Source organism: Bradyrhizobium sp. UNPF46, assembly GCF_006658625.1.
GTDB lineage: Bacteria > Pseudomonadota > Alphaproteobacteria > Rhizobiales > Xanthobacteraceae > Bradyrhizobium > Bradyrhizobium nitroreducens.
This window is the reverse complement of the sequence record NZ_LFJB01000086.1, coordinates 14,963-37,453: the sequence shown is the minus strand read 5'-3', so window position 1 is coordinate 37,453 and position 22,491 is coordinate 14,963. Positions and strand designations below refer to the sequence as shown.

Below are 22,491 nucleotides of genomic sequence, written 5' to 3'. Positions count from 1 at the left end.
TCTTTCAATGGAGGACTGCGCCTATGAAGAAGTTTTCTGAGTCTCGTTTTTGGCGACGCCTTGTCTGGTTGATGAAGCGGATCGATGCCGCCGTCACGGTGACCGCGCGAGTCATTAGCATCGTCGCATTCTGTGCCAAAGCATGGCTCTTCCTAGATCGATGGTTTGATCACCATGTTTAGAGGCCTACTTCATGGCTCGTAAAGCCGCAATAACGCGGACCTTTGGACCCATTCACTTTGAAGACCTTGACCCGCATCGGTTCGAGGACCTCGTGCGCGAGCTGATTTATGATTTCCGGCAATGGCAGAGTATCGAGGCTACCGGAAGGGCTGGCGGCGACGCCGGCTTCGACATTCGTGCATTCGAGAAGCTACCTTCCCTAGCTACTGACAGCGACGAGGACGAGCCTGTCGAGCCGCAACATCCGATGGAAGGTCCTAGATGGATGATACAAGTAAAGCGTGAAAAGACCATCACGCCATCTGACGTGAGGAAGATCTTGTCTGATGTCGATCCGGGCGATCCACCGTATGGCTACATCCTCGCTGCGTCGGCGGTCTTCTCGAAGCCGTCTTATGACCTCTTTCGTGCCGAACTCCGAAAGAAAGGAGTGATGGAGTTCTACCTATGGGGCCGCCCTGAACTTGAAGACATGCTGCACTTACCGAAGAACGATCGCATTCTCTTCACATTTTTTGGGATATCCCTCGTAAGCCGTCGGCGTGCACGCAGCACCGAAATTCGGACTGCGGTGAACACCAAGAACAAGCTCTACACGCTCTTAGGAGACCCACACGCCTTCATCGACAGAGAGGTCCTTATCAGAGACATCAATGATCTGCACTATCCCTACGCGGATGAATATCCCGACTTCAAGAAGCGGCCACGCTGGATTTATCGGACCGTAGTTCGTCATCATCCAAAGGGGCTGCTAGTTCAGAATCGCGAGTTTTTCGCTTTTGTCGACAAGATCAACAAGGAATGGGATTTCACCGATCATGCCAACCGGTTGGTGCTCCGCCGGAAGGATGTCGACGACGAAGAGCGTAAACAAGAAAGCAAGAAAGTCCAAGAAGTCCATACATGGTGGGACTTTCTACCTCGTTCGCAACGGGGAAGCTTTGAGATTGTTGGCTTCTTACCGTACTCTGATATCGCGCTTATCGATGCCAAGGGAGATGGAAGCTTCGAATGTCCCCACCTGTACGTTGAGTTTTCTAGCGCTTCTGGCCCTTATGCCGGCTTCTACGAAAAGCTCACAGTCGGAGGCGAGAAGGTACCATTAGATGACTCCTGGCGCCGTATCTCGTTCTTTCCTAAGCCTTTCCAGTCTAGGAAGATAAAGCGTCGCATACATCGCGACCGAAAAGTCGCTTTAGCTTCCGATGTGTTGAGCGCCTACCTGAAATACGAGCTCTCGCTCGATGAATTGGCAGCGATAGATGGCCGGTACGATTTCTTGCGGCAAGGAGATGTTGTCTTCATCGAAGGCGCTATTCGAAATCCGCATGAATCTGAGCGCGCGGTTGAGGTGCGGCACGTATTCAAGGGGCGGCTGGGCGACTATTTGGCAGATCAGCCTGAGCGTTTGAAGGTGCGACACGAAATCCAGCGCCAAGTAACTCGGGACGTTACAGACGATCAAGAGGTTGTAATCGTGGAGATCGCGCCCACTTGGCTTAAAGATGATGACTGACGGCACCGAGCGCACCGGGCGGACAGTCTGTTATCACCTGCTTTTGCAAATGCGAGGGACAAGATCACGCGGAAACGACAACTAAATCACGATGACGCTTTGCCCAAATCTCATCGCGTTTTAAAACGCCTCACCGCTCCCTACGCCGTCGTCCCATCGATCGACCGCCGGATCACCTTCTGCACCTCCGCGTTCGACAGGAACAGGTCGTGGTTGATGATGCCCCAGCCTTCCGCTGAGGCATCGACCACGCGCACGCCGAGCCGCGCGATGGCGGCTTTCTCGGCTGCGCCGACCCGCGTCATGCCGCCGGCGAGCTGTCCCGACAGCGCCAGCGCGCGATCGTTGGTCGAGGCGATCACGGTGATCTTGCCGGCGAGCGGGCCGATGCGCTGGACCGCCGACGAGAACACGTCCATGTCGATGTCGGGCGCGGCGAACACCACCGCGCCGATCTTGCCGGTGACCGTGTCGCCGTATTTCGCATAGAGCTGGCGCAGGCTTTCGAGCGTCAACATGGTTCCCATGCTGTGCGCAACGATGTGCACGCGGCCGGCGCTTGGTGCCGACACCAGCGCAGAGAGCACGCGCTCGAAATCGTCGCGCGACCACATCGCGCTGTCGCGGTCATAGGCATAGTCGAACAGTCCGGCCTTGGAGGGCCAGGAGAACACCACGGTCCGGCCGCGGAACCTGATCCCATCGGAGAGGTGGGCTGCATCCAGCACCGCCGTCTCGAACGTCTGCTTGAAGCCGTGCACATAGATCAGCACGTCGCCTCCGCCGGTCTGCGCAGCGAGATCGCCGGCGTCGGCCGGCACCGGTTCGATCCGATCAAGACGCCAATCGCCTATTCCGACCGAGGCGAGCGACAGGCGGCTCTCGTCCGGAGCCACCAGCCTGGCGCGCGCGAGCGTCATGCTGGACGCGCGCTCCGGCCCGAACCAGGGTTTGGTGCGACCGCCATTCACAGCCTTGCGCGTGGTGGCGACAAGCAATGTGGGATCGGCCGATAGCGACGACGCATCGAAACGCGCGCCGGTCGCGCCGAGACCTGCGCATCCGCCGAGAGCAACTGCGCTCCCCACCGAGAGAAGTCCGCCCAGGACGGCGCGGCGCGAAACAGCATGGCGGGAGTCGCGTTGCAGAAGAGATCTGACGATCACATGGAACCTTTGGGAACTTTGCCCGCCATAACGCCGCCCCGCCCTGTCCCTGAATGACAATGGGGGCGAGAAGACGGCGGAGTCTGTCTTGTGCAGTCATGCGCAGGGCAATGCGTCGCGCCGGCGCTCGGGAGCGACCGAGTCGGAGAGCAGCATCGGCCGGATGCGCGGATGGATTTCCAATGCTGGGCGAAACAGCGCACCGTGCTGTCAACCCCTTTCCGCGAAAATATTCCACTTTACCGAAATTCGGATTTGTCGTATGCGGTGGCCATCCCGGCCCACCAGAGGGGCGGTCGTACGTCGTTTCGAACGCGGGCTGGGAGTTGCGGTGGACGCGGGCGGCGTTAAAGGCGGAGCTTGCGCGTGCAGGGCGAGAGAACCTCGTGAGCGCGCGTGATCCGCGAAGACGAACGGCGCTCCTGCGTACGGCAAAACCGCGTCGTCCTGGCCGTCGTTGCCACGGTCAAGCTGTTCGAAGATGCGCGAGCTCAACCGGGCGAACGGCATCGTCAATTCGAATGGCGAGGGAGGCCAAAAGGAAAGTTCGGCTCCCGGGAGAGCGCGGCATACTGGCCGTCAGACCATCGCGCAGGGAAGGCCTGGTATCGGCTGCCCTGTATCTCCCCTGTGCACGGCGTGTGCATCTGTTCAGCACGGGGGTCTTCACGGGTGCCAGCCGGCGCCCGGCCTTCCCTGCACCCTTTCTTTCGAGAGGGTGTGACGAGGAGCACAGCTCGGGCAAATCATTGCCGCGAGACCGCGACCGCGTGCCTCAAACCGACCTGCGACAATCGCGCACGGTTCGACGGGCCGGTTCCAGCCCGGCGCGAGGCCAGGTGCAACACAATCTCAACCGAACCGGCTTAGGCCTGTCGCCTGTTCATTCCAAAGTCTTTTACGACGGGTCTCCTGCATGACATCGGCTTGGCGTTTCTCTCTCCTGCTTCTCGTCCAGCTTCTCGCGGGGGGCTCCGCCCATGGGCAGGAAGGCCAAATCGTCAAATTGTCGGCCAGCATCGAATATCAGCGCATCGCGCGCTGGGATGCCGATCAGCTCAACAAGATCCTGCAGGTCGACACGCCTGCCTTCGCCGGGATCACCACCGCCTACAGCCCGGCGCGCAACGCCGTCCAGCTCTATCGCGTGACCTATTCGTCCGTCGTGCCCGAGCGCGGCAACAAGCCGACGATCGCCTCCGGACTGCTCGCGATCCCCGAGGACAGCGGCACCTCGTTTCCGATGGTGTCGTATCAGCACGGCACCGTCTACGGGAAGCAGGAGGTCCCCTCGTTTCCGCAGCAGTCGCCGGAAACGCAATTGATGATCGCCCAGTTCGCCGGCCAGGGTTACGTCGTGATCGGCGCCGACTATTTCGGGCTGGGCACGTCGTCGGAGCCGGAAGGCTACATGGTGAAGGCGAGCCACCAGCAGGCGACCTCCGACATGCTGACGGCGAGCCGCGCCGTGCTCGATCATCTCAAGCTCACCACGACGAAACTGTTTCTCGCCGGCTGGTCGCAGGGCGGGTTCGTGACCATGGCCATGCTCGAGAAGCTCGAGCAATCGGGCGTCAAGGTCGATGCGGTCGCCACCGCGAGCGCGCCGGTCGACGCGTTCGTGGCGCTCAACGGCTTCCTCAATTTCCCGCGCAAGAACGATGCGAGCTGGGTGAATTCGCTGTTCATCCTGACGGCGTTCTCCTTCGAGAACTATTACGGCGTGCCGGGGCTCGCGCGCTCGCTGATCGCGGATGCCTATTACGACGTATCGCGCAAGGCCTACATGCGCGAACCCTTCAATCCGGCCGACGTCCCCACCGACCTGCACAAGCTGATCCGCGCCGACTATTTCGATCCGCAGTTCTTCGCGGCATCGGCCTACGGGCGCCTGGTCGCGCAGACGCAGGCGTATCGCTGGATCGTCAAGAGCCCGGTCCGCAACTATTACGGCGAGAGCGACGAAGCCATCAGCGTCGGGCTGGGCCAGCTCGCCATGACCTATCAGCGCGCGATCGGCAGCGGCAACCAGGCCGTGGAGGCGGTCTCGACCGGCAGCACCAGCCATCGCGGCACCTTCGCGACGGCCGTGCCGAAGTGGAAAACCTGGTTTGATGGGCTCTGACGGCGCGCGCGATTCCGCATGATGCGTCGGCATTGGCGGCGGTAGTCGCTCCCCCGAAAATCTGCCTCTATGCGCGCCGGGACGGCACGCGATGCGGCCGGTCTCCGCCTCCAAAGCTGCTGCCGGGCCTTTGGGGGTTTTGGCAATCGTTTTTCGGGGTGACGATATGAGCGGTTTGGTAATCAGCGGCGGTCGGGTGGTGGATCCCGCGAGCGGGATGGACGCGATCGGCGACGTGGCGGTGGTGGATGGCAGGATCGCCGCGGTCGGCACGGGCCTCGGCGGGGCCGAGCGGGTGATCGACGCGACCGGGCTGGTGGTCGCGCCCGGCTTCATCGACCTGCATGCCCATGGCCAGTCGATCCCGGCCGACCGCATGCAGGCATTCGACGGCGTCACCACCACGCTCGATCTCGAGGCCGGCGTGCTGCCGGTCGGGTCGTGGTACGAGCGCCAGGCTCGGAAGGGCCGCGTGCTGAACTACGGCGCCGCCACCAACTGGGCGTTCGCGCGCATCGGCGCGATGACGGGCTCGAATGCCGAGAGCTCCCTGGAGGCGTTCGGCAACGCCATGCGCGACCGCCGCTGGATGGACAATGTCGCGACCGATACGGAGGTATCAGGCATTCTCGAGCGGCTTTCGCGCGGCCTGAACGAAGGCGGCATCGGTATCGGCATCCTCAACGCCTACGCGCCGGGTGCCGGCGTGCAGGAGTTGACCGCGGTGTGCCAGCTCGCGGCAGCCAAGGACGTGCCGACCTTCACCCATGTCGCCTTCATGTCGCGGATCGATCCCGAGAGCGCGGTGGAGGCCTATGTTCGCCTGATCGGCTATGCCGGCGCCACCGGCGCGCATATGCACATCTGCCATTTCAACTCGTCGAGCAAGACCGACGTCGAACGCTGCCGCGGGCTGATCGAGAAGGCGCAGGCGCAGGGCCTCCCCATCACGGTCGAGGCCTATCCTTACGGCACCGGCTCGACCGTGCTGGCCGCCGCCTTCTTCAGCGATCCCGAATTCGTCGAACGCAACGGCACCGGCTATGATTCCGTGCAGCGCGTCACCGACGGCTATCGTTTCCACGACCGCGAGGAGCTGTTGAAGGCGCAGGCGGAGGAGCCGTCCTCGCTGGTGCTCTGGCACATCCTCGACACCGAGCACAACGCGCATCACCGCGACCTGCTCGACATGTCGGTGCTGTATCCCGGCGGCGCCATCGCCTCCGACGCGATGCCGTGGACGACGTCGGACGGCAAGACCTACACCGGCGATGCCTGGCCGCTGCCCGACGATGCCACCTCGCATCCGCGCTCGGCCGGCTGCTTCACCAAGTTCATCCGCGAATGGGTGCGCGAGCGCAAGACCGTGTCGCTGCTGGAAGGCGTGCGCAAATGCGCGCTGATCCCGGCCGAGATTTTGTCGCAGAGCACGCCCGCGATGCGCGCCAAGGGCCGGCTTGCGAAAGATGCGGACGCCGACATCGTCGTGTTCGACTACGAAAAGCTCTCGGATCGCGCCACGTTCACGGCGATGAACCGTCCGTCCGAGGGTGTGCGGCATCTCGTCGTCAGCGGCCAGCCGCTGATCAGCGACGGCATCCTCGACGTGGACGCGCGGCCCGGCAAGCCGGTGCGCCGCCCGGTCGTCGCGAGCTGATCGATGCCGGTCCCCATTCTCCTGGTCACGGGTTTTCTGGGGGCCGGCAAGACCACGGTCGTGAACCGGCTGCTGGCGCATGCGGAGGGGCGGCGGATCGCTGCCGTGGTCAACGATTTCGGCGCGATCAACATCGACGCCGAGCTGATCGCGGGTGCCAGCGACGGCGTCGTGAGCCTAGCCAATGGCTGCATCTGCTGTTCGCTCGAAGGCGATCTCCTGCGCACGCTGTCGACGCTGCTGCGGCGCGATCCGAAGCCGGACTATATCGTCATCGAGACCAGTGGCGTCGCCGATCCCGCCGACATCGTGCGCAACCTCATGGACCCCGTGATCCTGCGCGAGGCGCCGCTGGAGACGGTGCTCTGCGTGATGGACGCGGCGACACTGCCGTCCGCGCTGGATGACGCGTTGCATCGTTCGCAGCTCCGCGTCGCCGACATCGTCGCGCTGAGCAAGCTCGATCTCGCGGACGAGGGCGCGGGCGCGCGGATGCGCGAGGCCATCCGCGCGCAACGCGTCCCTGCCGTGGTGGTCGATGCAAAGCACGGCGCAATTCCGTCGGCCCTGCTGTTTCCCGCGCATGTTGCGCGCGCCCCCGCGCCGCGCGAGCCCGGCCCAAAACGCCCGGCGGAAGAACGCTTCGAGACCTTGAGCTGGACCTCGGAGCGTCCGCTCTCGCTGCCGCGTCTGCAGCAGGCGATCGGCAAGCTGGCACCAAAACTTGCGCGCGCAAAGGGTCTGTTCGAGACGATCGAGCAGCCCGGCCGCCAGATGGTGTTTCAATTCGCCGCCGGCCGCGCCACGCTGGCCCCTGGCGATGATGCGCCGGCGGCAGGCGCGCCGCGCGCGCGGATCGTCTTCATCGCCGAGCTCGGTGTGCTCTCGAAGGCGGAGCTCGACGCGATCATGGAGGCTTGTGTTGCCGGCAGCTAGAGCGGTTCGCGCCAATTGCAGGCGTGCCAGATCAGATCGGGCGCAGCCTCAATCCTCGACCGCCAATCCGTCGCCGTGCGCATACCATTCCGCGCGCGACGCCCAATGCACATGCCGGTCGGGTGTCGCGCCCAGCGGCTGGTCGAACGCGCCGGCATGGATGATGGCTTCGCGCCCGCTGCGCGTGAGATGCGGCATCGGGCTGCCGCAAGTCCCGCAGAACGCGGTGGCAAAGCTGCGCGCGTTCGGCAGGTCGAAGCGTCGCACGGATGTTTCCCCGCGCAGCCAGCGCAGTGCCCCGGCCTTCACGATCACCTCGCAGGCATGCGCGGTCCCGGTCGCCTTGCGGCACCGCGAGCAATGGCAGTTGAGGAAGCGGTCGAACGGACCCTCGACCTCGAACGCGACCTCGCCGCACAGGCAGCTTCCGCGGAATGCGGCCATCTCATTCCCCCTCCGGCTCGGCGGGCTTCTCGGCGGCCTCCTCGGCGTGGACCGCCGGAGCGCCGTGTGCGCCGCGCAGCCGGATCATGGTGTCGATCACGTCGACCTCGATCTTCAGCATGTCGAGATCGCGCGTCATCTCGCGCACCTCCTGGCCCTTGCGCGCCAGCTCCTCGGAGACGTCGACCGCCATCTTGCGTTCCGTCACGTTGCCCTGCGTGTTGACGAACAGCTTTGCCCGCATCCATTCGAGCCGCGCCCGCTGGGTGTCTCGCTCGAATTTCCTCTCCGCGTAGCGGCGCCGCGCTTCCGCATAGGCGCCCACCAGCGCGGTTTCCGGCAGGCTCCACAATTGCTCGACCGACATTGTCATGCCGTTCAGGTCCCTGGGCTGCGTGGGGCAGAGTGTACTCCCGCGCCTATCAGACCCTTCCGGCCGGCAATTCTCAAGAGGGGATCGGCAGATCCGCCAAGCTCACGCGAATTGGGCGACGCCGTGTCCGACCGACCAGTTCTCCGCGGGAGCGTCGAGCACGTTGATGAACACGTCCTCGGGCCGGATGCCCGGACTTTCGCCGAGCAGGTCTGCGATGCGCCGGTACAGCGCTTTTTTCTGCTCGGTGGTGCGCGAGGCGAACACGGTGATCTGGATCAGCACGGCATCCTCGCTGCGGTCGACGCCGTAGGCATTGCCGCAGCGGAAGTTTGCGGGCGAAAGCTCGCTGATGGTCATGAACTCGTCGCCCTCGGGCACGTTCAGCGCCTCGCGCATGGCGCGGTAGAGACTGTCGAGGATGGCCTGGCGATAGACGTCGGGCTTTCCTTCGCGCATGGAGATGTGGGGGAGAGGCATCGTACGTCCCTCTGCATGCAGGCTCGATCAGCCAGGCGCATCATCCGCGCCGGCCGTCGGCTCATTGACGAAACGGGCTATCAATCCCGATCAGTTTTTGACACGATGTCGAGAAAGCATGTTCTTGACACCGTGTCAAATATTTTGAGAGGCGGGATTTGAGGCCGCGCGAGTTCGATCACGACGATGTACTGCGCATCGCGTTCGACCAGTTCTGGCGCAAGGGGGTACGCGGCACCTCGCTGTCGGACATCGCGCGCGATGCCGGCGTGCAGCGCGGCAGCCTCTACAATGCGTTCGGCAGCAAGGAGGCGCTGTTCCTGCAGGCCTATGAACGCTATGCGGGGGATTATCTCGCAGCGCTGCAAAAGGCGCTCGGCACAGGCTCCCTGCGCAAGCGCCTCACCGCATTCTTCGATCTCACCATCACCAATTTCCGCTCGGGCACGCCGCCGCGGGGATGTCCGACCACGCGCGGGCTGATGGAGCTCGGCGCTGCCGAAGGCGAGGGGCTGGATGAAGACGCACGCGAGGCGTTTGCAAGCCTGATCTCGCGCATCACCGCACTGGTGCAGGACACGTTGGCGGCGGGTGCGGCGCGCGGTGAATTCGACGGCAATCCCGCGGCCGCGGCGCTGCACATCATCACGGTGACGCGCGGGCTGGCCGTGCTAGAACGCGCCTTCGGTGACGAGCCGCAATTGCGCAAGATCGCCGGGCACACGATCGATCTCGTGCTCGGCAGGAAGGGAGGTAGCGCATGATCCGGAAAAGTGTGAAGCGGTTTTCCGGAAAGATCATGCGCAAACAACAGCTATCAGCACAACGCGAGCGCGTTGACCGCCCGTGTCGCCGCATCTTCCTTGCCGGAGCCGACGAACTGGCCGACGATGGATTCGAGCTCGCCCGGCTGGTTGCGGCGCGCGACCGTCAAGAGGCGCATCAATTCAGCCTCGTCCTTGGACAGGCGCCGGCACGACGGCGGCATGAAGCACAGCTCGCATGGCCGGCCGCTGCGCAGGATTCGGACCAGCGCTGCAGCCCGTGCCACCAGCAGCGGACTGTCGGCAATATCAGGCGCCTCGTCGGCGAAGCGATAGGCCGCTTCCCAGCAATCGGACGCGCCGGTCGAATAGGCCGCTCCGATGAAGCGGAACAGCGACAGCGCGACGCGGCAGAAATCATCGTAGCTTTCGACGCCGGGACGCGCCGCAAGCGCGGCCTGGAGCGGACAAAGCCGCGGCTGGCCGGCGTCCGGGATCGTCACAGAACCGCAAATATCCGGGGTCATCAACGATCTCGTCAGTGCAATGTCGGGCTTCCGACCAGCCAGCTCTTCATCGCCATGGTGCGATCATGCTCGAAGGACCGCACCTGCCGGTCGGGCAGGACGAGGCCCGCCATGCGGAAGATCGTGGCGAGACCGCGCACCGGCGCGAGCGCCCAATCGGCGCCGACTGGCGGCAGCCAGTTCTCGAACCGCTCGCGCACGATGTCGATGCGATCCTGCTGTGCCGCGGCGATGGCGTGCAGAATTCCGTGCTCGCTGTCCGACATGCGCGGACAAGTCGGACAGTGCACTTCGATGGCTGTATGGGCGGTGCAGGCGAAGATCTCGATGATCGATTCCAGCGAGAGCACGGCATCGCCCACGCGAAAATGGTCGTACACTTGCTGGATATCGGCTGCGGTCGGAACCGCGCCTCCGCTGCGCGCCTTGGCCCGGAATCCCCAGATGAAGAGCCGTTCCGCGGCGCTCAGCGCCGGCAGGTCGAGCGTTTCGTGATGTGTCGATGGATGCATGGAGCCTCTGGCCTCTGCAGCGCGTGCGCCATCGCCGGCGCTGGATGTGTGCATCGATCGTTCCGCCAGAGCCCTCTCCAAGTCAACGCAGGCAGGGGCGATATCGAGGGCTTCTAGATTTGAAGCGTTCGATGTTCGGACGCGGGGTGTGGCCCGGCCGGGAGGCGAGCGAAGTGAAGTCGCAGGCGTGCGCGCGGCCTAGCGCGACTTCTTCTCTGCGACATCGCGAAAATGCTTCGCGATGTCGGCGCGCGTTGCAACCCAGACCCGGCCCTCCAGTTGCGCCAGCTGGGCCAGAATGGCGCGCACGGCACGGAAGCGTGCGGGCCGGCCGCATATGCGCAGGTGAAAGCCGATCGACAGCATCGAGGATCGGCCGCGCTCGGCCTCCTCGGCCAGCGTCGCAAGCGCGGCGCCAACGTAGTTTGAAAAATCCTCCGGCTGCACGAAACCGTTCGGGTGGAAGAACTTCATGTCGTTGGTGTCGAAGCCGTAGGGCAGGACCAGCATGGATCCCCATGGCGACCGGCTCCAATACGGCAGATCGTCGTCGAGTGCATTGGAATCATAGGCAAAGCCGAGCTGGGTCAGGAGATCGCGTGTCCAGATGCTCTGGCTGCCGCGCGACATGAAGCCGACCGGCGTGACGCCGGTCGCGCGGGCGATGACGTCGCGCGTCTTCTCGATCTCGCGACGCTCGGTTTCGGCATCGCCATAGAGCGCGTGCGGCAGCCAGCGCCAGCCATGCACCGCCGGCTCGTGCCCAGCCTCGGCCACGGCACGGGCAAGATCCGGCACGCGCTCGACGGCGCGGCCGCACATCATGAATGTCGCACGGATCTTTGCCTCGGCGAACACGTCGAGGAAGCGCCACAGGCCCGCGCGCAGGCCGTAGTCGAACACCTGCTCCTGCGCGAGATCGCGAACGCCCGGCGGTGATGTCGAGGCGACCTCGCCATAGCGCTCCGTCTCGGCATCGCCCTGCTCGATCGCGAGCTCGGCGCCCTCCTCGAAATTCACCACCAGCGACACCGCGACGCGGGCGCCGTTGGGCCAGACGATATCGGGTCGTGCTCTTCCATATCCGCGAAGATCGCGCTCGATCGGCATGGTCAGCGGCTTCCGATCTGGCGGCTGACGCCGCCGAAGATTTCGGCGCAGACGAGACCTGCCAGAGTCAGCAGCACGATGACGCCGGAGACGGCGGCGACGCGCACGTCGAGGCTGCCTTCGAGAATGGCCCAGAGCTTGATCGGCAACACCTCGGTGCGCGCATCGGCCAGGAACAGTGACACCGGGACGTTGTCGAATGAAGTGAGAAACGCAACAAAACAGCTCGCGACGATGCCGCGGCGGATCAGCGGCAACGTGACGCGGCGGAAAGTGTACCAGCGGCTGGCGCCAAGGCTGAGCGAGCAGGTGATCAGCACCGGATTAAGCTGCTGCACCGACGCTCCGACCATCCGGATCACGAAGGGCACGCAGATGATGGTATGGCCAAGCACCAGCGTCGCCGCTGACAGGCGGATGCCGAGCAGATTGAAGACCAGCAGCAGCGACAGGCCGAACGCCATCGCGGGCAGCACCATCGGCGACATGAACAGCGCATCAAGGAACCGCGCCGTCTTCAACTTGCTCCGCGCAAGCCCGAGCGCCGCGGCGCCGCCCAAAACGGCGGAGAGGATCGTCGCGGCCGCGGCGACCTTGAGACTGGTCAGCGCGGGCTCGACGATCTCCTGCGACTGGAGCAGCTCGACATACCAGCGCAGCGACCAGCTCGGTGGCGGGAATTTCAGCGTGATGCCGCCGGTGAAGGAAATGATCAGCACGACCAGCGTCGGCCCCAGCAAGAGCAGCATGCCGAAGCCGGTGATTGTACCGACGACGGTGGAGTAGATCCGGTCAACGAGACTACGCTGCATCGACGCCTCGGACGAAGCGGCGGGACAGGGCACCGATGGCAAACACGATTCCGGTCACTGCCAGCGTGAAGATCAGCGACAGCGCGGCCGAGAACGGCCAGTCCTGCACGCCGACGGCCTGCTGGTAGATATAGGACGGCATCAAAATGATGCGTCCGCCGCCGACCAATGTCTGGGTGATGAAGGCGGTCGCGGCGGCAGCGAAGACGAGCAGCCAGCCGGCGATGGCGCCCGGCAGCGTCAGCGGCAGGATGACTGTGATGAAGATCCGGGCGCGGCTCGCGCCCAGCCCCTCTGCCGCGCGCGTCAGATTGCCGTCGAGCCGCAGCAGGCTGTTGATCACAGGCAGCGCCATCAGGGGAAGCTGGATTTGCGTCAGCGCCAGGACCATGCCCTCCCAAGAGTAAAGCAGGCGTGCCGGGGCCTGCCACAGCCCCAGCGACAGCATGGCGGAATTGACGATGCCGTCGCGGCCGAGGATGACGATCCAGGCAAAGGTTCGCACCACCGTACTGGTCAAGAGCGGCAGCATGATCAGGAAGGTGATCAGGGTGCGCATGAACGGGCCGCTCGCGACATAGACGAGCGCGAGCGGGTAGGCGAGGATCAGCGTCGCCAGCGCGACCTCCGCTCCCAACCAAAGCGTGTCCGACAGCACCTTGAGGCTGAACGGATCAGACAGGAATCGCAAATATTGGACCAGCGATAGGCCCGAGAATTGCGGATCGCGGAACAGGCTGACCAGCACCAGTGCGGCCAGCGGCAGCACGAAGGCTGCGAAGAACAGCGCTGCCAGCGGGATCACCGGCAACAATTGTCTCGATGCATTCGCGCTGGCTGACGACATCTAGATCTTCACTTCCTTGCTGAAGCGGGTGATCCATTCGCCGCGCAGCGGCTGGAACTTGGTCCAGTCGAGCAGCACGTTGTTGGCGACGAGGTCGTCGACGCTCTTGGCCACCGTGAGGTTGGCGCCGGTCAGCGCCACCTTGCCGTTGGTCGGCATCATCATCCAGGGCGCTGCCTCCAGGCCCTTCTGCGTCTCGACCGACATCACCGTGTCGAGATAGTCGAGCACCGCCTTCGGATCCTGGTTGTTCTTGACGATCTGCGCGCTGGTGCGGATCACGACAGCACCGGACTTCGGCTTGGCGAAGGCGATGTCGACGCCCTTGGCGGCGAGCAGCGCGACGTTGTTCCAGAAATTGAAGGCTATATCGATCTCGCCCTGCTGGAACAGCGCCGCCAGCGCGCCGGGCGACGCGGCGATCGCCCCGACATTCGGCAGCAGCTTCCTCATGGCCGCGAAGGCCGGCTCGATATTGGTCTCGGAGCCGCCGTTGAGCTTGGCGATCTCGACCATGAAGGCGGTGCCGAGGCTGGAGCCGAGCCCGGTGATGCCAACGCGGCCCTTGTATTCCGGCCTCCACAGATCCTCCCACGAGGTCGGCGGCGTCGTGATCTTCTTCGGATTGTAGGCGATGCCGATCAACTGACAGGTGATGACAGGCGCATAACCGTCGGGATGGCGGAACGCGCTCGGAATGTCGGCAAGGGATTTCGACTGCTCGACCGGGAACTTCTCCAGCACGCCACTCGCGATCGCCGGGATCAGCGGGCCCTCGTCGAACAGCACCACGTCGAACGGCGGGGCGTTGCGCGAGGCCTGGATCTTGCCGATCTGGTCGACACCCAAGAGCGGTGTGAAGGTGACGCTGCCGTCGCCGGTCTTCTTGAAGGCCGGCCCGACCACCGAACGGAAGGCTTCGTCGAAGCTGCCGGGATAGGTCGTCGCCACGATCGAAGTGGCGGCGCGCAACGATGTCGGCCATCCCAGGCCTGCCGCCGCAAGCGCGGCCGAACCCGAGGTGAGCAGCGATCTACGGGACAGGCTCATATCAAACACTCCTCTGCTGATGCTTGGAAACGTCGTCGACCGGCGTGCTGAAAATGCTGACGCGCGAGACATCGGAGATCGCGAGCCAGGCCGTCTCTCCGGCCCGCGCTCTTGCAGTGCCGGCTGCGCGGGCCTGACTGATCTTCACGGCCTCCCCGCTCGCGGTGACGCCTTCGGTGACGCTGATGGCGCCGAGCGGCACGGTGGCGCGGATCGTGACGGGGATGGCGCCGGTCCGTTCGGCGCCGAACGCGATGTTTTCAGGCCGGACGGAGAGCGTCACCGGCGTGCCGCGCCTGCGCTGAACCGAACGGCCGAGATCGATCTCGGGGCCGGCGTCCAGCTGCACGCGGTCGGCGTCGGTGACGGTGCCGCGAAGGAGATTGGTGTGGCCGATGAAGCTCGAGATGAACAGGCTCGCCGGGCGGTCGTAGAGCGCATCCGGGCTGTCGATCTGCTCGATGCGCCCCTTGTTGAGGACGACGATGCGGTCGGCCATCGACAGCGCTTCCTCCTGGTCGTGCGTGACGATGATGGAGGTGACGCCGAACGTCTTCAACAGGCTCTTGATCTCGATCTGCATGTCGAGGCGCAAATTCTTGTCGAGGGCCGAGAACGGCTCGTCGAGCAGGACGAGGCCCGGATCGATTGCAAGCGCACGCGCCAGTGCGACGCGTTGCTGCTGTCCGCCGGAGAGTTCCCCCGGAAGCCGTCGCGCGTAGGTCGCCATCTGGGCGAGGCCGAGCATCTGCTCGACCTTCGCCGCGATCTCGGCGTTAGGCCGTTTGCGTGCGCGCAGTCCGTAGGCGACGTTCTCGAATACGCTCAGATGCGGAAACAGCGCATAGTTCTGGAACACCATGCCGATGCGGCGGCGATTGGCGGGGATGTGCTCGACCCGCGCGCCATCGAAGCGGACTTCGCCCGTGGATGGACGCAGGAAGCCCGCGATGATCTGAAGCATCGTGGTCTTGCCGCAGCCGGAGGGCCCGAGCAGCGCGATCAGCTCGCCGGCAGCGACGGTGAGATTGATCTCGTCCAGCGCAACCGTCGCGCCAAAGGCGTGGCCGATGCCTTTCAGATCGAGCGAATGTCCGCGCACGTCACTCAACGCCAGCTCCATCCTTATCGCTGCCCTGCGCGAGGGGGTAGCAATCGCCGTGCCAGCGCGGCTCGCTTGCTAAGGCCTTGGAAATGCCGTGGTAATATATTGGCGCCAATAATTGGCGCCAATGCAATATATGTATTGTGAACAATTATGCGGCAGGTTTGGATGGAAAATGGGCTGCGGCGGCCTGCCAGAATCCTGTAAAAGCGAGACATGAAGCGAACCCGTACCCTCAAGCGCAAGCCGAAGCGCTCCGAGCCGAAGCACAGGGAGCCGGAGGCCGTCGATCCGCGCAGCATCGACGACGATCCGGTGGTTCAGGGTATTCTGACCGCGATCAGCCAGAAGCGGCTCAAGCCGGGTGCCAAGCTCGGCGAGGACAAGCTCGCGGCGGCGTTCGGCACCACGCGGATTCACATCCGCCAGGCGCTGGCCCATCTCGCCTCGCGCAAGGTCGTGATGCAGATTCCCAACCGCGGCGCCTTCGTGTATCGGCCGAGCTGGGAGGAGGCGCAGGACATCTTTGCCGCGCGCCGCATCATCGAGACCGCGGCTGTGAGCGCCGCGATCGACCGGCTGGACAAAGCCGGCAGGGCCGAGCTGAAGGCGCATATGGATCGTGAAGCGCGCCACGATCGCAACGACCGCTGGGCCTCGCTGTCGCTGACGGCGGAATTCCACGTCTTGGTCGCCAAGCTCGCGGGCAACCGTGTGCTGCTGGAGATGTCGCGCGAGCTGATGCTGCGAACATCGCTGGCGATCGCGACCTTCGAGCAGCCGGGCGAGCCGGATTGCTCGCCCGATGCGCATCCCGATATCGGCGCGTTGATCCTCGCCCGCGACAAGGCCGGTGCGATCCACGCCATGCGTCATCACATAGAGGAGATGGAGCAACGGATCCGGCCGAAGGAAGGTGAAGACGAGGTCGACGAGCTCACCGCAATCTTCCAGGAGATCGGCGCACGGGCGCGGGCGGGCGGATAGCATGACCGGCCGGCGCATCCTCCTGATCAATCCGAACAGCAATGAGGCGACCACCACGATGATGGTGGCGATTGCGAGGTCCGCTGCCGCCGATGGTTTCGACATTGTCGGCGCCACCGCGAAGCGTGCGCCCGCGATGATTCTCTCGGCGGATGCGCTGGAGGCGGCGGCGCCGGAGGTTGAGGAGATCGCGCGGGTCAACAGCTGTGAGTGCGACGGCATCATCGTATCGGCATTTGGCGATCCCGGGCTCGCTGCGATAAAGGCCGCGATGAAGCTGCCCGCCGTCGGCATCGGCGAATCCGCGATGCTGGAAGCTGCCGGGGACGGTCGCCGGTTCGGCGTGGCGACCACGACGCCGCTGCTCAATGCGAAGATCGATGCATTGCCTGATGCGCTGGGGTTGCGATCGCTCTACACCGGCACGCGCTTTGCCGACGGCGATCCGCTTGAGCTTCTGCGCAATCCGACGCAGCTGCGCACGGCTCTTGCCGGCGCAGTCGAGGCCTGCATCGCGCAGGACCGAGCGGAGGCGGTCATCATCGGCGGCGGGCCGCTGGGTGAAGCGGCACGCGAGCTTCAGCCGATGTTCGCCGTGCCGGTCGTCACGCCGATCCCGTCAGCCGTGCGGCGGATCATTCGCCTCGTTGAGGCGTAGCGTGATTTTTCCGCGCCGCGGCATCGGCCGCGACGCGGAAAACTGTTTTCCTTGACATGACCTCTGCCGTGCTCGACGTGTAACGACGTCGCGCGACGCCACATTGCGTGCCGTCGCGACGAGAAAAGCAGCACGGGAAAGACGCCATGAACGCGGGCCTCGACGAGAAGAGCTACCTCGCCACCTTGCGCGGCCTGTGGGACAAGGCCTGGCCGCAGGGCGTGCCGCGCTCGCCGAACTATCTGCACGGCGAAGTTCCCTTGACGGAATATCTGCGCGCCTGGGCGAAGCGGAGCCCCACGCGGCCCGCGGTGATCTTCTACGGTCACGTCATGACCTATGCCGAGCTCGACCAACAGAGCGACCGCTTTGCGGCGCTGCTGGCCGCCAAGGGCGTGCGCAAGGGCGATCGCGTCGCCGTGTTCCTGCCGAACTGTCCGCAATTCCACATCGTGTTCTTCGGCATTTTGAAGCTCGGCGCCGTCCATGTCCCGGTCAGCCCGCTGTCGCGCGCGTTCGAGCTCTCCTACGAGCTCAACGACACCCAGGCCGAGGTGATCGTGGCGCTCGACCAGCTCATCCCCGTCGTCGAGCAGGTCCGCGGCGAGGTGCGCCTGCGCGAGATCATCGTCACCAGCTTTGCCGACGTCGTTCCGGCGACGCCTGCCTTTCCCGCGCCGGACTCGATCCGCACGCCACGCGTTGCGGTCGCTGGCGCGACCGATCTGCTGCCGGCGCTTGCCGCGCTGCCCGCGCCAACGCCGCTGCCGCCGCCCGGCCTCGATGACGTCGCCGCGCTCAACTACACCGGCGGCACCACCGGCATGCCCAAGGGCTGCGTCCACACCCACCGCGACATGGTCTACACCGCCGCCGCCAACTACAACATCTCGGTGCTGTCGGACGAGAGCAGCGTGTTCCTGTCGTTCTTCCCGGAGTTCTGGATCGCCGGCGAGAATTTCGGCCTGATCTTCCCGCTGTTCTCGGGCGGCACGCTGGTGCTGCTGGCGCGTTGGGACGCCGTCGGCGCGATGGCGGCGATCGACAAGTACAAGGTCACGATCACCGCGATGCCGGTCGACGGCGCGGTCGAGCTGATGGATCATCCGCGCTGGAGCGAATTCGACCTGTCGTCCTTGAAGCAGGTGCGCGTCGTCTCCTTCGTCAAGAAGCTCAATGCCGATTACCGCAAGCGCTGGAAGGATCTCACCGGCACGATCCTGATGGAGGCGGCCTGGGGCATGACCGAGACCCACACCTCCAACACCTTCACGTCAGGCTTCCAGGACGACGATTTCGATCTCAACAACCAGCCGATCTTCGTCGGCCTGCCGGTGCCCGGCGCCGAGTTCAAGATCACCGATTTCGAGACCGGCGCGCTGCTGCCGCTCGGCGCCGAGGGCGAGATCCGCGTGCGCACGCCCTCGCTGCTCAAGAGCTACTGGAACAAGCCGGAAGCAACCGCGGAATCGCTGATCGACGGCTGGCTGCGCACCGGCGACATCGGCACGATCGACAAGGACGGTTTCCTGCACTTCCTCGGCCGCCGCAAGGAGATGCTGAAGGTCAAGGGCATGAGCGTGTTTCCGCCGGAGATCGAGGCGCTGCTCGGACAGCATCCGAAGGTGCTGGGCTCGGGCGTGGTCGGGCGCGACGACGCGGACAAGGGCCAGGTGCCGGTGGCCTATATCCAGCTCAAGCCGGAGGCGGTCGGCACCGTGACCGCCGCGGATATTCGCGCCTGGTGCGCCGAGCGCATGGCCGTCTACAAGGTTCCGGAAGTGCGTATTATCGAGGCCCTGCCGCTGACGGCGACGGGCAAGGTGAAGAAGCAGGATCTCGATCCCAATGCGCCTGCTGCTGTCTGAGTGAGAGAGACGATGTCGTTCAAGAAGCTTCTGATCGCCAATCGCGGCGAGATCGCCATCCGTATCGCGCGCGCCGCGGCCGACGCCGGCATCGCGACGGTGGCGATCCATCCCGCCGACGATGCGCTGTCGTTGCATGTGCGCGTGGCCGATGACGCCGTCGAAATCCCCGGCCGCGGCGCCCGGGCCTATCTCGACATCGAGGCAGTGGTGAAGGCGGCGAAGAGCGTCGGCTGCGATGCCGTGCATCCCGGCTATGGCTTCCTCAGCGAGAATGCGGCGTTTGCAAAGGCCTGCGCTGACGCAGGCCTCACTTTCGTCGGGCCGAAACCGGCGGCGCTCGAACTGTTCGGCGACAAGGTGGCGGCCCGGCAATTGGCGAAACGTTGCGGCGTGCCGATCATCGCCGGCACCAGCGGGCCTTCCTTGATGGAGGAGATCACGGCATTCTTCACCTCGCTCGGCAGCAACGCGGCGATCGTGATCAAGGCGATGGCCGGCGGCGGCGGGCGCGGCATGCGCGTGGTCGAGAACGCATCCGATCTCGCGGAAGCCTATGCGCGCTGCCAGTCGGAGGCCAAGGCCGCGTTCGGCTTCGACGGCGTCTATGCAGAGCGGCTGATCCGGCAGGCGCGCCATATCGAGGTGCAGATCATCGGCGACAAGCACGGCGCGATTTCCCATCTCTGGGAGCGCGAATGCACCATCCAGCGCCGGCACCAGAAGCTGGTCGAGGTCGCCCCGAGCCCGTCGCTGAGCGATCCCCTGCGCGGCCGCATCATCGAGGCGGCGAAGCAGCTTGCGACGGCGGCCTCTTACGACAATCTCGGCACCTTCGAGTTCCTGGTCGACGGCACCGCCGAGGACAGTTTTGCCTTCATCGAGGCCAATCCGCGGCTCCAGGTCGAGCACACCGTGACGGAAGAGGTGCTCGGCCTCGATCTCGTCCGCGCCCAGCTCGCGGTCGCTGCGGGAGCTTCGCTGGCCTCGCTCGGCCTGGCGCAGGGATCGATCCCGAAGCCGCGCGGCTATGCCATGCAGCTGCGCGTCAACATGGAGACGCTGGACGTGTCAGGCGCGACGCATCCGACCGGCGGCGTGCTCGCTGTGTTCGAGCCGCCGTCGGGTCCCGGCGTTCGCGTCGATAGTTTCGGCTACGCCGGTTACAAGACCAGCGCGGCCTTCGACTCGCTGCTCGCAAAAGTCATCGTGCACACGCCGGGCGAAGCCTGGCACGACGTCGTCGCCAAGGCCTCGCGCGCTTTGCGCGAATTCCGCATCGACGGCGTCGTCACCAACATCGCCTTCCTCCAGGCGGTGCTGGCGCATCCCGATTTCAGGATCAACCGCATCGCGACCGACTTCATCGATCGCAACATCGCAAAGCTGGTCGAAGCCGCCGATGGTGCCGCCAAGCCGCTTTACTTCGCGGCGACGGAGCACAGTGGTGCTCACGGCACCGAGGCGCACGTCGCACAGATGGTGCCCGAAGGCACGGTGATGGTCGCTGCGCCCTTGCAAGGCACCATCGTCACCATCCAGGTCAGGGAGGGCGAGATCGTGCGCCCGGGCCAGCAGCTTGCCGTGATCGAGTCCATGAAGATGGAGCATCTCGTGATGGCCGAGCAGGGCGGCCGGGTCATGAAGCTCGTGGCTGGCGATGGCGTCACGCTGCTGCATGGCGAGCCGATCATGTATCTCGAGCCGCTCGACGTCGCGGCCGACAGCGCGGCGGCGGAAGCCGATGTCGACCTCGACCATATTCGCCCCGATCTTGCCGAGCTGATCGCGCGCCAGGCCAACACGCTGGATGCGAACCGCCCAGCCTCGGTCGAGCGCCGACGCAACACCAACCAGCGCACCGCGCGCGAGAACGTCGCGCAACTCGTCGACGACGGCTCGTTCATGGAGTACGGCAGCCTTGCGATCGCGGCGCAGCGTCGCCGCCGCAAGCTCGATGACCTCATCAAGAACACGCCGGCCGACGGCCTCATCATGGGCGTCGCCACCGTGAATGGCGAGAAGTTCGGCCCCGAGGGCGCGCGCTGCATCGTCGTGGCCTACGACTACACCGTGCTCGCGGGTACGCAGGGCCACATGAACCACAAGAAGATCGACCGCATGCTGACCTTGGCGGAAGACTGGCGCGTGCCGCTGGTGTTCTACGCCGAGGGCGGCGGCGGCCGGCCCGGCGACACCGATAGGCTCGGCATGACCGGCCTCGACGGCCCGTCCTTCGTGCAGTTCGCACGGCTCTCCGGCCTCGTGCCGGTCATCGGCGTTGTCTCCGGCTATTGCTTCGCCGGCAACGCCGCGATGCTCGGCTGCTGCGACGTGATCATCGCCACCAAGAACGCCTCGATCGGCATGGGCGGTCCCGCCATGATCGAAGGCGGCGGCCTCGGCGTCTATCATCCGGCCGAGGTCGGCCCTGTCTCGTTCCAGTCGCCGAACGGCGTCATCGACATCCTTGTCGAGGACGAAGAAGAGGCGACATCCGTCGCGCAAAAATACCTGTCCTATTTCCAGGGCGCGGTGACGGAGTGGCAGGCCGCCGACCAGCGCCTGCTGCGCCGGGCCATCCCCGAGAACCGGCTGCGCGTCTACGACATCCGCAGCGTGATCGACCTCGTCGCTGACAAGGACAGCGTGCTCGAGCTGCGCCGCGACTACGGTGTCGGCATGATCACCGCGCTGATCCGCATCGAGGGCAAGCCGTTCGGCCTGATTGCCAACAACCCGCGCCATCTCGGCGGCGCCATCGACGCCGATGCCGGCGACAAGGCCGCGCGCTTCCTGCAGCTGTGCGATGCCTTCGATCTGCCCGTGGTCTCGCTCTGCGACACGCCCGGCTTCATGGTCGGCCCCGAAGCCGAAAAGACCGCGATCGTGCGCCACGTCTCGCGCATGTTCGTCACCGGCGCCAGCCTCACCGTGCCGCTGTTCGGCATCGTGCTGCGCAAGGGCTATGGCCTCGGCGCGCAGTCGATGATCGGCGGCGGCTTCCACGCCTCGTTCTTCACCGCGGCGTGGCCGACCGGCGAGTTCGGCGGCATGGGCCTGGAGGGTTACGTCCGCCTCGGCTTCCGCAAGGAGATGGAGGCGATCGCCGACCCCGAGGAGCGCGAGACCTATTACCGCAACAAGGTCGCCGAGCTCTACGCCAACGGCAAGGCCGTCTCGATCGCCTCGGTGTTCGAGATCGACAACGTCATCGACCCCGCCGAGACCCGGCGCTGGATCATGGCGGGGCTCCGTTCGGTGCCGAAGCCGCCCGCGCGGACGGAGAAAAAGAGGCCCTGCATCGACACGTGGTGAGCGCAGTGCAGCAATCTTGATTGCGTTGCGCTAGAGCTTCAGCCGTCATTCCG

The 22,491-nt window shown here is 64.9% G+C and carries 20 protein-coding genes; 9 read left to right on the top strand and 11 right to left on the bottom strand.

Annotated features, from left to right (window positions below):
* Positions 1-193 precede the first annotated feature (193 nt).
* Positions 194-1,699: a restriction endonuclease gene (locus tag UNPF46_RS30930; protein ID WP_142252524.1), complete on the top strand. Its 1,506-nt coding sequence runs from the start codon at positions 194-196 to the stop codon at positions 1,697-1,699.
* A 140-nt stretch (positions 1,700-1,839) separates the two neighbouring features.
* Here UNPF46_RS30930 and UNPF46_RS30925 read toward each other — a convergent pair whose 3' ends face one another.
* On the bottom strand, positions 1,840-2,865 hold the full coding sequence (locus UNPF46_RS30925; protein WP_142252523.1) for an alpha/beta hydrolase: 1,026 nt from the start codon (positions 2,863-2,865) through the stop codon (positions 1,840-1,842).
* 1,006 nt (positions 2,866-3,871) lie between these two features.
* Between UNPF46_RS30925 and UNPF46_RS30920 the strand changes: the two genes are divergently transcribed.
* From UNPF46_RS30920 to UNPF46_RS30910, 3 genes are all read left to right on the top strand, one after another.
* Positions 3,872-4,990, top strand: coding sequence for an alpha/beta fold hydrolase (locus UNPF46_RS30920; protein ID WP_142252522.1), 1,119 nt, complete (start codon positions 3,872-3,874; stop codon positions 4,988-4,990).
* A 166-nt stretch (positions 4,991-5,156) separates the two neighbouring features.
* Complete coding sequence (locus UNPF46_RS30915) at positions 5,157-6,647, top strand: amidohydrolase family protein (protein WP_246668767.1); 1,491 nt, start codon at positions 5,157-5,159, stop codon at positions 6,645-6,647.
* A 3-nt stretch (positions 6,648-6,650) separates the two neighbouring features.
* Complete coding sequence (locus tag UNPF46_RS30910; RefSeq protein ID WP_142252521.1) at positions 6,651-7,583, top strand: CobW family GTP-binding protein; 933 nt, start codon at positions 6,651-6,653, stop codon at positions 7,581-7,583.
* Between the two features lie 48 nt (positions 7,584-7,631).
* Here UNPF46_RS30910 and UNPF46_RS30905 read toward each other — a convergent pair whose 3' ends face one another.
* The 3 genes from UNPF46_RS30905 to UNPF46_RS30895 form a co-directional block, all read right to left on the bottom strand.
* Entirely contained in the window at positions 7,632-8,027 is a 396-nt protein-coding gene (locus UNPF46_RS30905) for a GFA family protein (RefSeq protein WP_142252520.1), read from the bottom strand.
* Between the two features lies 1 nt (position 8,028).
* Positions 8,029-8,400 (bottom strand): hypothetical protein, encoded by a 372-nt coding sequence (locus tag UNPF46_RS30900; protein WP_100178258.1) that lies wholly within the window; start codon positions 8,398-8,400, stop codon positions 8,029-8,031.
* A gap of 102 nt (positions 8,401-8,502) precedes the next feature.
* Positions 8,503-8,880, bottom strand: coding sequence for a tautomerase family protein (locus UNPF46_RS30895; RefSeq protein WP_142252519.1), 378 nt, complete (start codon positions 8,878-8,880; stop codon positions 8,503-8,505).
* Positions 8,881-9,038: 158 nt separating this feature from the next.
* Between UNPF46_RS30895 and UNPF46_RS30890 the strand changes: the two genes are divergently transcribed.
* Positions 9,039-9,644 (top strand): TetR/AcrR family transcriptional regulator, encoded by a 606-nt coding sequence (locus UNPF46_RS30890; RefSeq protein WP_100178260.1) that lies wholly within the window; start codon positions 9,039-9,041, stop codon positions 9,642-9,644.
* Positions 9,645-9,697: 53 nt separating this feature from the next.
* On the opposite strand, the gene UNPF46_RS30885 is transcribed toward UNPF46_RS30890, so the two are convergent.
* The 7 genes from UNPF46_RS30885 to UNPF46_RS30855 all read right to left on the bottom strand — a co-directional run bounded on the left by UNPF46_RS30885 (position 9,698) and on the right by UNPF46_RS30855 (position 15,625).
* The gene (locus UNPF46_RS30885) at positions 9,698-10,171 is read right to left on the bottom strand and encodes a hypothetical protein (RefSeq protein ID WP_142252518.1); all 474 of its coding nucleotides are present in this window, start codon (positions 10,169-10,171) and stop codon (positions 9,698-9,700) included.
* Between the two features lie 11 nt (positions 10,172-10,182).
* Positions 10,183-10,683, bottom strand: coding sequence for a hypothetical protein (locus tag UNPF46_RS30880; protein ID WP_142252517.1), 501 nt, complete (start codon positions 10,681-10,683; stop codon positions 10,183-10,185).
* Between the two features lie 198 nt (positions 10,684-10,881).
* Entirely contained in the window at positions 10,882-11,793 is a 912-nt protein-coding gene (locus tag UNPF46_RS30875) for a polysaccharide deacetylase family protein (protein ID WP_142252516.1), read from the bottom strand.
* A 2-nt stretch (positions 11,794-11,795) separates the two neighbouring features.
* Positions 11,796-12,605, bottom strand: coding sequence for an ABC transporter permease (locus UNPF46_RS30870; RefSeq protein WP_142252515.1), 810 nt, complete (start codon positions 12,603-12,605; stop codon positions 11,796-11,798).
* Positions 12,595-13,452, bottom strand: a complete 858-nt coding sequence (locus UNPF46_RS30865; protein ID WP_142252514.1) for an ABC transporter permease — start codon at positions 13,450-13,452, stop codon at positions 12,595-12,597. The genes UNPF46_RS30870 and UNPF46_RS30865 overlap by 11 nt, the downstream gene beginning before the upstream one ends.
* Positions 13,453-14,502 carry an extracellular solute-binding protein gene (locus UNPF46_RS30860; RefSeq protein ID WP_142252513.1) on the bottom strand — a complete coding sequence of 350 codons (1,050 nt, stop codon included), beginning with the start codon at positions 14,500-14,502 and terminating at the stop codon, positions 13,453-13,455. It lies immediately after the preceding gene.
* A 1-nt stretch (position 14,503) separates the two neighbouring features.
* Positions 14,504-15,625, bottom strand: coding sequence for an ABC transporter ATP-binding protein (locus UNPF46_RS30855; protein ID WP_142252512.1), 1,122 nt, complete (start codon positions 15,623-15,625; stop codon positions 14,504-14,506).
* Positions 15,626-15,823: 198 nt separating this feature from the next.
* Between UNPF46_RS30855 and UNPF46_RS30850 the strand changes: the two genes are divergently transcribed.
* From UNPF46_RS30850 to UNPF46_RS30835, 4 genes are all read left to right on the top strand, one after another.
* The gene (locus UNPF46_RS30850) at positions 15,824-16,594 is read left to right on the top strand and encodes a GntR family transcriptional regulator (RefSeq protein ID WP_142252511.1); all 771 of its coding nucleotides are present in this window, start codon (positions 15,824-15,826) and stop codon (positions 16,592-16,594) included.
* Between the two features lies 1 nt (position 16,595).
* A complete protein-coding gene (locus UNPF46_RS30845) occupies positions 16,596-17,252 on the top strand; it encodes an aspartate/glutamate racemase family protein (protein WP_142252510.1) in 657 nt (218 codons plus the stop codon).
* 146 nt (positions 17,253-17,398) lie between these two features.
* Positions 17,399-19,120, top strand: a complete 1,722-nt coding sequence (locus tag UNPF46_RS30840; RefSeq protein WP_142252509.1) for an AMP-binding protein — start codon at positions 17,399-17,401, stop codon at positions 19,118-19,120.
* Between the two features lie 12 nt (positions 19,121-19,132).
* Complete coding sequence (locus tag UNPF46_RS30835) at positions 19,133-22,438, top strand: acetyl-CoA carboxylase family protein (protein WP_181770191.1); 3,306 nt, start codon at positions 19,133-19,135, stop codon at positions 22,436-22,438.
* The last annotated feature ends 53 nt before the right edge of the window (positions 22,439-22,491 follow it).